This is a genomic window from Pseudomonas sp. PK-RTE-24 (assembly GCF_054052265.1).
Genome location: NZ_CM133224.1, coordinates 1,484,044 through 1,495,661 on the forward strand (window position 1 = coordinate 1,484,044; position 11,618 = coordinate 1,495,661).

The 11,618-nt window shown below is 58.4% G+C and carries 11 protein-coding genes; 6 read left to right on the forward strand and 5 right to left on the reverse strand.

Features of this window, described 5'->3' with window-relative positions:
- Positions 1 to 2 precede the first annotated feature (2 nt).
- A complete protein-coding gene (gmhB, locus tag ACV8MC_RS06490) occupies positions 3 to 542 on the forward strand; it encodes a D-glycero-beta-D-manno-heptose 1,7-bisphosphate 7-phosphatase (protein WP_457264817.1) in 540 nt (179 codons plus the stop codon).
- An 84-nt stretch (positions 543 to 626) separates the two neighbouring features.
- The gene (locus ACV8MC_RS06495) at positions 627 to 1,406 is read left to right on the forward strand and encodes a lysophospholipid acyltransferase family protein (RefSeq protein WP_041476517.1); all 780 of its coding nucleotides are present in this window, start codon (positions 627 to 629) and stop codon (positions 1,404 to 1,406) included.
- Between the two features lie 170 nt (positions 1,407 to 1,576).
- On the opposite strand, the gene ACV8MC_RS06500 is transcribed toward ACV8MC_RS06495, so the two are convergent.
- Entirely contained in the window at positions 1,577 to 3,112 is a 1,536-nt protein-coding gene (locus tag ACV8MC_RS06500; RefSeq protein ID WP_457264818.1) for an ATP-binding protein, read from the reverse strand.
- Between the two features lie 164 nt (positions 3,113 to 3,276).
- Here ACV8MC_RS06500 and ACV8MC_RS06505 point away from each other — a divergent pair, with 164 nt between their 5' ends.
- Positions 3,277 to 3,996 (forward strand): response regulator transcription factor, encoded by a 720-nt coding sequence (locus ACV8MC_RS06505; protein ID WP_073470814.1) that lies wholly within the window; start codon positions 3,277 to 3,279, stop codon positions 3,994 to 3,996.
- Between the two features lie 56 nt (positions 3,997 to 4,052).
- Here ACV8MC_RS06505 and gyrB read toward each other — a convergent pair whose 3' ends face one another.
- From gyrB to dnaA, 4 genes are read right to left on the reverse strand one after another with little or no spacing between them, the layout of a single operon-like run.
- On the reverse strand, positions 4,053 to 6,470 hold the full coding sequence (gene gyrB / locus ACV8MC_RS06510) for a DNA topoisomerase (ATP-hydrolyzing) subunit B (protein WP_024014948.1): 2,418 nt from the start codon (positions 6,468 to 6,470) through the stop codon (positions 4,053 to 4,055).
- 5 nt (positions 6,471 to 6,475) lie between these two features.
- Entirely contained in the window at positions 6,476 to 7,579 is a 1,104-nt protein-coding gene (gene recF, locus ACV8MC_RS06515; protein WP_056791117.1) for a DNA replication/repair protein RecF, read from the reverse strand.
- Between the two features lie 14 nt (positions 7,580 to 7,593).
- The gene (dnaN, locus tag ACV8MC_RS06520; protein ID WP_016772390.1) at positions 7,594 to 8,697 is read right to left on the reverse strand and encodes a DNA polymerase III subunit beta; all 1,104 of its coding nucleotides are present in this window, start codon (positions 8,695 to 8,697) and stop codon (positions 7,594 to 7,596) included.
- Positions 8,698 to 8,736: 39 nt separating this feature from the next.
- Positions 8,737 to 10,260: a chromosomal replication initiator protein DnaA gene (dnaA, locus tag ACV8MC_RS06525; RefSeq protein WP_024014947.1), complete on the reverse strand. Its 1,524-nt coding sequence runs from the start codon at positions 10,258 to 10,260 to the stop codon at positions 8,737 to 8,739.
- A gap of 566 nt (positions 10,261 to 10,826) precedes the next feature.
- Between dnaA and rpmH the strand changes: the two genes are divergently transcribed.
- Genes rpmH through yidD form a run of 3 tightly spaced genes read left to right on the forward strand, consistent with a single transcriptional unit; the run spans position 10,827 to position 11,617 of the window.
- Positions 10,827 to 10,961: a 50S ribosomal protein L34 gene (gene rpmH, locus ACV8MC_RS06530; protein WP_003213577.1), complete on the forward strand. Its 135-nt coding sequence runs from the start codon at positions 10,827 to 10,829 to the stop codon at positions 10,959 to 10,961.
- A gap of 16 nt (positions 10,962 to 10,977) precedes the next feature.
- Positions 10,978 to 11,379, forward strand: coding sequence for a ribonuclease P protein component (rnpA, locus tag ACV8MC_RS06535; RefSeq protein WP_024014946.1), 402 nt, complete (start codon positions 10,978 to 10,980; stop codon positions 11,377 to 11,379).
- Positions 11,372 to 11,617, forward strand: coding sequence for a membrane protein insertion efficiency factor YidD (yidD, locus tag ACV8MC_RS06540; RefSeq protein ID WP_027901580.1), 246 nt, complete (start codon positions 11,372 to 11,374; stop codon positions 11,615 to 11,617). Before rnpA ends, yidD begins: the two co-directional genes overlap by 8 nt.
- The last annotated feature ends 1 nt before the right edge of the window (position 11,618 follow it).

Consider the following 11,618-nt stretch of genomic DNA (forward strand, 5'->3'; position numbering starts at 1 on the left):
GATTGCTGTTGAAACTGCTGATTCTCGATCGTGACGGCGTGATCAATTACGACTCCGATGCCTACATCAAGTCGGTGGAGGAGTGGATTCCGCTGCCCGGTTCGATCGAAGCGATTGCGCAGTTGAGCAAGGCCGGCTGGACGGTGGCGGTGGCCACCAACCAGTCGGGCATTGCTCGCGGCTATTACGACCTCGCCACCCTCGAGGCCATGCACGCGCGCCTGCGCGAGCTGGTCGCGCAGCAGGGCGGCGAAGTCGGTTTGATCGTGTATTGCCCGCATGGCCCGGACGAAGGTTGCGATTGCCGCAAACCGAAACCGGGAATGCTCAAAACCATTGCCGAGCATTACACGGTGCCATTGACCAACGTCTGGTTCGTCGGTGACAGCCTTGGTGACCTGGAGGCCGCCAAAGCCGTCGATTCACAGCCAGTTTTGGTGAAGACCGGGAAAGGCGAAAAGACTCAGGGCAAAACCCTGCCGGTTGGCACCCTGATTTTTGACGATCTGGCGGCGATTGCCGCAGAACTTATCCACAACTAGAGTACTTCTGAATTTCCTGGCCAGGGATTGCTCGGGAGTGCGCTTGAACAGTCGGGGCATTGCCCCGTAACGGTAACCGTCGCCATGTCGATACTGCGGGCCTTCAGAATCTTTGTTTTTTATCTGCTGCTGGGCACAACAGCGTTGCTGTGGTGCAGTCTGAGCTTTTTCATCGCGCCGTTTCTGTCCTTCAAGGCGCGCTATCGTTTCATCAATGTGTACTGGTGCCGTTGCGCCCTGTGGCTGACCAAGGTTTTCCTTGGCATCCGCTACGAAATCAAAGGTGCGGAAAACGTGCCTGACCGGCCCTGCGTGATTCAATCGAACCACCAGAGCACTTGGGAGACCTTCTTTCTCTCCGCTTATTTCTCGCCATTGAGCCAAGTGCTCAAGCGCGAATTGCTCTACGTGCCGTTCTTCGGCTGGGCCATGGCAATGCTGCGCCCGATCGCCATTGACCGCGACAACCCGAAGGCCGCGCTCAAACAAGTCGCGGCTAAAGGCGACGAGCTGCTCAAGGACAACGTCTGGGTGCTGATCTTTCCCGAAGGCACACGAGTCCCCTACGGCACTGTCGGAAAATTCTCTCGCAGTGGCAGTGCGTTGGCGGTGAATGCGGCGCTTCCGGTGCTGCCGATTGCACACAATGCCGGCAAATTCTGGCCAAAAATCGGCTGGGGCAAACAGGCCGGAGTGATCACCGTGGTCATCGGCGAACCGATGTATGCCGAAGGCAGCGGGCCGCGCGCCATCGCTGATCTGAATGACCGTGTGCAGGCGTGGAACGAGAAAACCCAGCGTGAAATGGGCTCGCTGCCACCGGCGCCACAGGCACCGGCAGCGAGTGACCAACTGGCTGTCTGAATTTTGTGGATAACCTGTGTACGCTTTTGCTAAAAAAGACCGCAATTGTTTTCTAACTTATTGATTTTCATAGATATTTATAAATTTATGAATTGAACAAAATCCGTGCATAAGTTTTATTCGGATGTAAAAAAACCGGCCGTTATAGCCGGTTTTTTTGTGCCCCTTTTTCATTCAGCGAGCAGCGGCAACTCGATAAGGAAAGTGGTTCCCGCATCGACCACGCTACGACACTCAATCGTACCGCCATGATGATCAATCACGGCTTTGACCATCGACAAACCCAAGCCCACGCCGTCGATGCCTTGGGCCGAAGAGAAACGCCGATACTGGCTGAACAGGTCAGGCAATTCATCGGCGGCAATGCCCTTGCCCTGATCGGTCAATTCGCAGCGCAGCCACTGTCCATCACAGCTGACCTTCAGTTGCACAGTACTGTCTGCGGGGCTGTACTTGATCGCGTTTTCCAGCAGGTTGAACAGGGCGCGCGTCAGCAATCCCTGATCGGCCAGAATCAGCCGCTCCTGGCATTGCTCATCGACCTCGTTGAGCAGCTCGATGCGTTTCTGCTGAGCGATCGGCAGGGCCTGATCCAGCACGTCCAGTACCAGCATGGCGAACAATGTCGGGCGGAACTGGTAGGTCTCGGATTCAGCCCGCGCCAACAAGACAAAACCATCGGTCAGATCCAGCGCGCGGCGCACCTGGCGCTCAATCTGCTCGAACAGCGGCGCATCAGCACCCGCCTGATGACGATGCACATCCAGCAGGGCGAGGATCGCCGAATGGGGGGCGCGCAGGTCGTGGGAAAGAAAACGCAGCAGGACGCCGCGCTGCTCCTCAGCCGCACGCTCGGCACTCAAGTCCGTCAGGCTGAGCAGCCAACCGATCGGCGTATCGCCGTCGACCGGCAGCAGCGCCGCTCTTTCCAGGCGCAGACTGCGCTCCTTGTGATCGCGAAATTCCAGCAGCGGCAGGGTGGCCAGCGGCGGTCGCGGCGCTGTGGATAATTCCGGATAGCCGAGCCGTGCCAGTTGATCGAGCACGTCATCGCCCACCAGCGGATCCTCGAACAACTCGCGCGCCTTGCGATTGCCCAGCAGGATCTTGCCCAGCGGATCACTGATCAGCGTCGCCACCGGCAGGTATTCCAGGCCATCGGCAATGAACCGCCGGGTGTCGCGGGTGCGGCTCATGGCTTGTTCGAGCGCCATGATCTGGCCCTGCAAACGGTCGGCACCGGTGAAGCGGGTCCGCCGACGTTCAGGGAAGACTTTCGGTTCGCTGTCCAGACGTGCCAGCTCCCAGCCGAAATACGTCAGCACAACACTCAGGCGTCGCCAGTTCCAGATCAGGTAACCGAACAACATCCCCAGGGCTGCTGGCGTTGGCGACCACCAGTAGCGGACTTCGGCCAGCAGGGCGCTGGCGATCAGCGCACAGGCCATACCGACCAAGGTTACCCACAGCGCCCAACGCGGCCGCCACAGCAATAATCCCAGCACACCCGCGACCATCGCCACGGACAACAGAGCGCCGGGCGCTGGCGACGGATTGTGCAGATTGATCTGGGCGCGATAAGACAACAAGGCAGTCAGCGGCAACAGCACTAGACTTATCCACAACCACTCGCGCACCAGCCGCCGGAACAGGCGCTGGACCTGGCTCGGCTCACGACTTTCACGTCGGCGTTGAGGGTTACGCATGAGGCAAAGGGCAGGGCAGTGGATAGGGTTTCATAGGTCTCTGGTCGGAGGCGTAGACCCGAAGAATCATAGCGGACGTCGACCACCGACGGGCTGCTTCTTTCATCGCGGCCGGGGAGTCGCTATTGTCGACATCCCAGCCCCAGCGACAAGGAACACCGCCGATGCGCGTTGCCATTCTGGACGACGAACCCGCCGAACTGCGCCGGGTCGAGCAAACCCTGGAGCAAATGGCCGAAGCGGGCGAGCAGCCGTGGTCACTGCACAGCTTCGAGCGCGGCGAAGACTTGTTGCGCCAGCTGCGCCGGGAAACCTTCGACCTGTTGATTCTCGATTGGCAACTTCCTGATCTCACGGGTCTGGCACTGCTGCGCTGGACCCGCGAACACATGGACGCGCCACCCGCTGCAATCATGCTCACCAGCCGCGATGGCGAGAGCGATATCGTTCAAGCCTTGAATGCCGGGGCTGACGATTATGTCAGCAAGCCGTTTCGCCCCAATGAGTTGAAGGCGAGGGTGGCTGCGGTATTGCGTCGGCATAGCCAACCGCGCAGCGCGGCGGGCGAAATACAGACGTTTCACGATCTGACTTTCGACGACGCCGAACTGACCGTCACCCGTGAAGGCAAACCGATCCTCATGACCGAACGCGAATACCGCCTGGCGCGTTGCCTGTTCAGCAACCTGGGGCGGCCATTGTCGCGGGATTACCTGTACGAGCGCTTCTGGCCGAACGAGGAGACAACTTCTTCGCGGCCACTGGATACGCATATCTACCGATTGCGCAACAAGCTCGGGCTGACAGCGGATCGGGGTTGGCAGTTGCTGACAATTTATGGGTATGGGTATCGGTTGGAGAGTGTCGGCACTGGGAATGAGTGAGGCAAAAAAAACCCCGGCATTGGCCGGGGTTTTTCATGAGCGGGTAGCAAACAGGATCAGAAATCCAGGTTGGAAACCGCCAGTGCGTTGCTCTCGATGAAGTCTCGGCGAGGTTCGACCGCATCACCCATCAGGGTGTTGAAGATCTGGTCTGCACCGATGGCGTCTTCGATGGTGACTTTCAGCATGCGGCGCACGCTTGGGTCCATGGTGGTTTCCCACAGCTGATCCGGGTTCATTTCGCCCAGACCTTTGTAGCGCTGGATGGTGTGGCGCTTGGTGCTTTCGGCCATCAGCCAGTCGAGGGCTTCCTTGAACTCGGTAACGGCTTTCTTGCGCTCGCCACGCTGGATGTACGCGCCTTCGTCGAGCAGGGTGCTCAATTGCGCGCCCAGGGTGACCACGGTTTTGTAGTCGTTGCTGCCGAAGAAGTCGCGGTTGAAGGTGACGTAATTCGACAGGCCGTGGGAGATCAGTTCGACCTCTGGCAGCCAGACGCCACGCTCGCGATCCTCACGCAGGCTGGCCTTGTAGACCAGGCCCGACTTCTCGTTGGTACGCAGACGGACTTCATACTGCGCCAGCCACTCTTGCATCGCCGCGTGGTCGCCCAGGGTTTCCAGACTGACGGCCGGCAGATAGATGAAGTGCTCGGTCAGCTCCTGAGGGTACAGACGCGACAGACGCTTGAGGGTCTTCATGACCATGCGGAAGTCGTTGACCAGACGTTCCAGCGCTTCACCGGAAATGCCCGGGGCTTCTTCGTTCAGGTGCAGGCTTGCATCTTCCAGGGCCGACTGCGTCATGTACTCTTCCATGGCGTCGTCGTCTTTGATGTATTGCTCTTGCTTGCCTTTCTTGACCTTGTACAGCGGTGGCTGGGCGATGTAGATGTAGCCACGCTCGATCAGCTCCGGCAGCTGACGGAAGAAGAAGGTCAGCAGCAGGGTGCGGATGTGCGAACCGTCGACGTCAGCATCGGTCATGATGATGATGTTGTGATAGCGCAACTTGTCGATGTTGTACTCTTCGCGACCGATGCCGCAGCCCAGCGCGGTGATCAGCGTGCCCACTTCCTGGGACGAGATCATCTTGTCGAAACGGGCTTTCTCGACGTTGAGGATCTTGCCCTTCAACGGCAGGATCGCCTGGGTCTTGCGGTTACGTCCCTGCTTGGCAGAACCGCCCGCGGAGTCACCCTCCACCAGGTACAGTTCGGACAGCGCCGGGTCTTTCTCCTGGCAGTCAGCGAGTTTGCCCGGCAGGCCGGCGATGTCCAGCGCGCCTTTGCGGCGGGTCATCTCACGGGCCTTGCGCGCAGCTTCACGGGCACGGGCGGCGTCGATCATCTTGCCGACCACCAGCTTGGCTTCGTTCGGGTTCTCCAGAAGGAAGTCGGAGAAGTATTTGCCCATCTCCTGTTCCACTGCAGTCTTCACTTCGGAAGACACCAGCTTGTCTTTGGTCTGCGAGCTGAACTTCGGATCCGGCACTTTCACCGAGATGATCGCGGTCAGGCCTTCACGAGCGTCGTCACCGGTGGTGGCGACTTTGTGCTTCTTCGCCAGACCTTCCTGCTCGATGTAGTTGTTCAGGTTACGCGTCAGTGCCGAGCGGAAGCCCACCAGGTGAGTGCCGCCGTCGCGCTGCGGAATGTTGTTGGTGAAGCACAACAGGTTCTCGTTGAAGCTGTCGTTCCACTGCAGGGCGATTTCCACGCCGATGCCGTCTTCACGCTGGATGTTGAAGTGGAACACCTGATTGACCGCAGTCTTGTTGGTGTTCAGGTATTCAACGAACGCACGCAGGCCGCCTTCGTACTTGAACAGCTCTTCCTTGCCGCTGCGCTCGTCCTTGAGGACGATGCCGACACCGGAGTTGAGGAAGGACAGTTCACGAATGCGCTTGGCGAGGATGTCCCAGCTGAAATGGATGTTCTTGAAGGTTTCGCTGGAAGCCTTGAAGTGGATCTGGGTACCGGTGGTTTCGCTGTCGCCAACGATGGCCATCGGTGCCTGAGGCACGCCGTGGACGTAGGTCTGTTCCCAGATCTTGCCACTGCGGCGAACGGTCAGGACCAGCTCTTCGGACAGTGCGTTCACCACCGACACACCTACGCCGTGCAGACCGCCGGATACTTTGTAGGAGTTGTCGTCGAACTTACCGCCAGCGTGGAGGACGGTCATGATGACCTCTGCGGCGGAAACGCCTTCCTCTTTATGCACGTCTACCGGGATGCCACGACCGTTGTCTTTAACGGTGATGGATTCGTCCGGGTGAATGATGATGCTGATGTCGTCGCAATGGCCGGCGAGGGCTTCGTCGATCGAGTTGTCGACCACCTCGAACACCATGTGGTGCAGACCGCTGCCATCGTCGGTGTCACCAATGTACATACCGGGACGTTTGCGTACGGCATCCAGGCCTTTCAGCACTTTAATGCTCGTTGAGTCGTACGTATTTTCTTCGCTCAATGCCTTCACTCCCGATGGTCGTGGGTCTGGGTGATACGGCCCTGTTCCACGTGGAACAAAGCGACTGGCGTTTCCGTCTGCCAGCCTTCCCTCAGTAATTCGTGATCTACACAGGTGATAAACACCTGGCAGCGTAAGTCTTCCAGCAAGCGGCACAGCGCGCGGCGGTGGCTCTCGTCCAGCTCGGACGGCAAATCATCCACCAGATAAATACACTGTCCGCGACGGGCCTGGCTGACCAGGTGCCCTTGGGCAATCCGTAGTGCACAGACCACAAGCTTCTGCTGACCCCGGGACAGGATGTCCGCGGCATTGTGTGCGCCCAATCTGAGACGCAAATCAGCTCGTTGCGGTCCGGCCTGGGTGTGCCCCATCTGCTGGTCCCGTTGTACGGAAGCGGCGAGTACGGCGCTCAATTCGCGGTCCTTGTCCCAGCCTCGGTAATAGCTGAGCGTCAAACCCTCGAGCTCAACCAGTTCGCTCAAGGTCTGTTCGAAGACCGGTTTCAAGGCTGTGATGTAAGCGCGGCGGTATTCATCGATTTCAGCGCTGGCCTGGCACAGTTCCCTGTCCCAAACCGCTTGCGAAACGGCGTCAAGTGTACCATGCCGCAGCCAGGAGTTTCTCTGGCGCAGCGCCTTCTGCAAACGCTGCCAAGTGGCCATGAAACGCGGTTCGACGTGGAACACGCCCCAGTCGAGAAACTGCCGGCGAATCTTCGGTGCGCCTTCCAGCAGACGGAAGCTGTCCGGGTTGATCAACTGCAGCGGCAGGATCTCCGCCAGCTGCGCAGCGCTACGGGCGTTCTGGCCGTCGATGCGAATCTGGAACTCGCCCTGACGGTCGCGGGAAATCCCCAGCGCACTGTGTCCGCCTTCAGCCAGCTCAACCTGACCGAATACGGTACAGGCGAGCTGTTCGTACTGAATCACGGGCAACAGCCGCGTGCTGCGAAACGAACGGGCAAGCCCCAGCAGATGAATGGCTTCCAGAACACTGGTTTTGCCGCTGCCGTTGGCGCCGTAAAGAATGTTGATGCGGGGGGAGGGGGAGAAGGTCACCGGGTGCAGATTGCGCACCGCGGTGACCGAAACACGACTTAACGACATTCAGGATCAGCTGATTACAGACGCATCGGCATGACAACGTAAGCCGAATCGTCATTGTCGGACTCTTGCACCAGCGCACTGCTGTTGGAGTCGGACAGGATCAGGCGAACCTGCTCGGTGGTCATCACGCCCAGCACGTCGAGCAGATAGCTGACGTTGAAGCCGATCTCCAGCGAGCCGCCGTTGTATTCAACGCCCACTTCTTCTTCCGCTTCTTCCTGCTCCGGGTTGTTGGCCTGGATCTTCAACTGACCGCTGGCCAGTTGCAGACGGATACCGCGGTACTTCTCGTTGGACAGAATCGCGGTACGGCTGAACGCTTCACGCAACGCCTGACGATCGCCGAGTACCAGCTTGTCACCACCTTTCGGCAGGACGCGCTCGTAATCCGGGAATTTACCGTCGACCAGTTTCGAGGTGAAAGTGAACTCGCCAGTGGTGGCGCGGATGTGGTGCTGGCCGAGGACGATGCTGACATTGCCATCCGGCTCGGTGAGCAGACGCGCCAGCTCGAGGATACCTTTGCGCGGCACGATCACCTGATGGCGATCCGGCTGACCGATATCGGCCTGCATCGAGCACATCGCCAGACGGTGTCCGTCGGTGGCCACGGCGCGGATCACACCAGCGGAAACTTCCAGCAGCATGCCGTTGAGGTAGTAACGCACGTCCTGCTGGGCCATGGCGAAGCTGGTGCGTTCGATCAGACGACGCAGTTTGCTTTGCTCCAGGCTGCAGGTCAGCGAGCCCGGGCCTTCTTCGACGGTCGGGAAATCGTTGGCCGGCAGGGTCGACAGGGTGAAGCGGCTACGACCGGCCTTTACCACCAGCTTCTGCTCGTCGACCTTGATGTCGATCAGCGCATCGTTGGGCAGGCTTTTGCAGATATCCATCAGCTTGCGCGCCGGCACGGTGATGGAACCGGTTTCGGCCGGCTCTTCGAGTTGCACACGACCGACCAGCTCGACTTCCAGGTCGGTACCGGTCAGCGACAGTTGCTGGCCTTCGACGACCAACAGCACGTTGGACAGTACCGGCAAGGTCTGTCGGCGCTCGACGACGCCTGCGACCAGTTGCAGGGGTTTCAACAGGGCTTCGCGTTGAATGGTGAAATGCATGGTCTAGTCCCTTGCCTTAATAAGCTGCGCTGGTGTTCATCAAGTGGTCAGTGTACGCAGCAGGTTCTTGTAGTCCTCGCGGATGTCCGCGTCGGATTCCTTAAGTTCGTTGATCTTGCGGCAGGCGTGCAGCACGGTGGTGTGGTCGCGGCCGCCAAACACATCGCCGATTTCCGGCAGGCTGTGGTTGGTCAGTTCCTTGGACAACGCCATGGCCACCTGACGCGGACGAGCCACCGAGCGCGAACGGCGCTTGGACAGCAGGTCGGAAATCTTGATCTTGTAATACTCGGCGACGGTGCGCTGAATGTTATCCACAGAAACAAGTTTGTCCTGCAACGCCAGCAAGTCTTTGAGGGATTCGCGAATCAGCTCGATGGTGATGTCGCGGCCCATGAAGTGCGAGTGAGCGATCACACGTTTCAGCGCGCCTTCCAGCTCACGAACGTTCGAGCGGATGCGCTGGGCGATGAAGAACGCGGCGTCATGGGGCAACTCGACTTTGGCCTGATCGGCCTTCTTCATCAGGATCGCCACGCGGGTTTCCAGCTCAGGCGGCTCGACCGCAACGGTCAGGCCCCAGCCGAAGCGGGATTTGAGGCGTTCTTCAAGGCCTTCGATTTCTTTCGGGTAGCGGTCACTGGTGAGAATGACCTGCTGACCACCCTCAAGCAGCGCGTTGAAGGTGTGGAAAAACTCTTCCTGGGAACGCTCCTTGCGGGCGAAGAACTGAATATCGTCGATCAGCAAGGCATCCACCGAACGGTAGAAACGCTTGAATTCGTTGATGGCGTTCAGTTGCAACGCCTTGACCATGTCGGCCACGAAGCGCTCGGAATGCAGGTACACGACCTTGGCATTCGGATTCTTCTTTAATAGATGGTTGCCCACCGCGTGCATCAAGTGGGTTTTACCCAGGCCGACGCCACCATAAAGGAACAGCGGGTTATAGCCGTGCTTGGGATTGTCCGCCACCTGCCAGGCCGCTGCACGGGCTAGCTGGTTGGATTTACCTTCAACGAAGTTTTCGAAGGTGAACGTGCGATTCAGGTAACTGGTGTGCTTGAGCGCACCTTCTACCTGCACGGTGCGCTGCTCCGCGCGAACCGGGGCCTGCTGCGAAGCGGCGCCGGCCATCGGGTCGAAGCTGTCGCGGGAAGGTTCTTCGCTGACTTCAGCGGCCTTCTGTGTGGAACGTTTGGCCGGAGCAGGGGCTGGCGTCGGTGCCGGATTGCTCGCTGGCACATTATTGGCCTGCGCCTGAGCAACCTGCGCGGCCGCCAGCGGCGCATTGGGTGCGGCACGAGGTGCCGAGCTGCGCTTGCTGCCTATTAACAAGGACAGCGCCGGCGTCGAGCCATTGCCGTGCTCATCCAGCAGTTCAAGAACGCGGCCCAGGTACTTTTCGTTGACCCAGTCCAGCACGAAACGATTCGGTGCGTAGACGCGCAACTCGTCGCCTTCGGCTTCGACCTGTAGTGGACGGATCCAGGTGTTGAATTGTTGGGCAGGCAGCTCTTCGCGCAAAAGCTCCACGCACTGCTGCCAAAGTTCCACTGACACGGATATCCCCTAAGTTGAAAGCCGGTGAGGCAAAAACAAGCGGCCATTGTAGCGGCGAGCGGTTCACTTATCCACATGCAGGTAGGTCCATCGCCATCATTTATCAATGCGTTAACGCATTAAAAGGCGACCAACGGCACATGAATAAGCCCTGTGGATAAACGCCTCTGAGGGCACTGGACAACTGGGGGTTAAACCCGGTGGATAACCAGCCTGTGGATAACAAGCCCTTTCACACACAGCTTTTCCGATAGCGCAGCACAGGCTGAACACGGTTTTCCACTGTAGTTGTCATTCTCTGTACACCCCGAAGAATAAGGCCCCATGGCAGTTATCCACAGAAGATGGCGTGTCTAGCTTTTACAAGCTTTACAGAAAAGCTTTAAATAATTCCCTTCTTTATTTCTATATCTGGCTGACAGGCTTTCGAGCTCAAACCCTGCCCTGATCTATTTATAAGGAAACGCTGGTTGGAAATTGACCTGAGGGCTTGCTTTCTCTAGAATCCCCGGTCTCTTAAAACGGGGGCCATTCCGGCCCGTTGTGGACGAACCAGGTAACACGACATGAAACGTACTTTCCAACCAAGCACTATCAAACGCGCTCGTACCCACGGTTTCCGTGCTCGCATGGCTACCAAGAACGGCCGCGCAGTCCTGTCGCGTCGTCGCGCCAAAGGTCGTGCGCGTCTGGCAGTTTGATAATCCGGTACTGGAGGTGAGTCAGGACTTCAGTCGGGAAAAGCGTCTGCTTACCCCCCGGCATTTCAAGGCAGTCTTTGACTCCCCTACCGGCAAGGTTCCGGGGAAAAATCTCCTGCTCCTTGCACGCAACAACGATCTTGATCACCCCCGTCTCGGGCTGGTTATCGGGAAAAAGAGCGTAAAGCTCTCCGTTGAGCGCAATCGCCTTAAACGTCTGATGCGCGAATCGTTCCGTCTGCACCAGGATTCACTGGTCGGCTGGGACATCGTTATCGTCGCGCGCAAAGGTTTGGGTGATGTAGAAAACCCCGAATTGATTCAGCATTTCGGCAAACTCTGGAAGCGTCTGGCACGCAACAAGCCCGTTCCGGCAGTCAAAACCGAAACTGTAGGGGTAGACAGTACCGATGCGTAAACTGGCCCTCGTTCCGATCCAGTTTTATCGCTATGCCATTAGTCCTTTAATGGCCAGCCACTGTCGCTTCTACCCCAGTTGTTCCTGCTACGCGTATGAAGCCATTGAAAATCATGGCCTTCTGCGCGGTGGCTGGCTGACCTTTCGTCGTTTAGGTCGCTGTCATCCGTGGAATCCCGGTGGTTATGACCCGGTTCCACCTGTCCCTACCTCCCGTTCTTCTTCGATGGCCGAGTAAT

Bases quoted from the DNA above. Each gene is read 5' to 3' on its own strand.
- ACV8MC_RS06495 (WP_041476517.1), top strand. From the start codon at position 627: ATGTCGATACTGCGGGCCTTCAGAATCTTTGTTTTTTATCTGCTGCTG.
- ACV8MC_RS06500 (WP_457264818.1), bottom strand. From the start codon at position 3,112: ATGCGTAACCCTCAACGCCGACGTGAAAGTCGTGAGCCGAGCCAGGTC.
- ACV8MC_RS06505 (WP_073470814.1), top strand. From the start codon at position 3,277: ATGCGCGTTGCCATTCTGGACGACGAACCCGCCGAACTGCGCCGGGTC.
- recF (WP_056791117.1), bottom strand. From the start codon at position 7,579: ATGTCGTTAAGTCGTGTTTCGGTCACCGCGGTGCGCAATCTGCACCCG.
- dnaN (WP_016772390.1), bottom strand. From the start codon at position 8,697: ATGCATTTCACCATTCAACGCGAAGCCCTGTTGAAACCCCTGCAACTG.
- rpmH (WP_003213577.1), top strand. From the start codon at position 10,827: ATGAAACGTACTTTCCAACCAAGCACTATCAAACGCGCTCGTACCCAC.
- yidD (WP_027901580.1), top strand. From the start codon at position 11,372: ATGCGTAAACTGGCCCTCGTTCCGATCCAGTTTTATCGCTATGCCATT.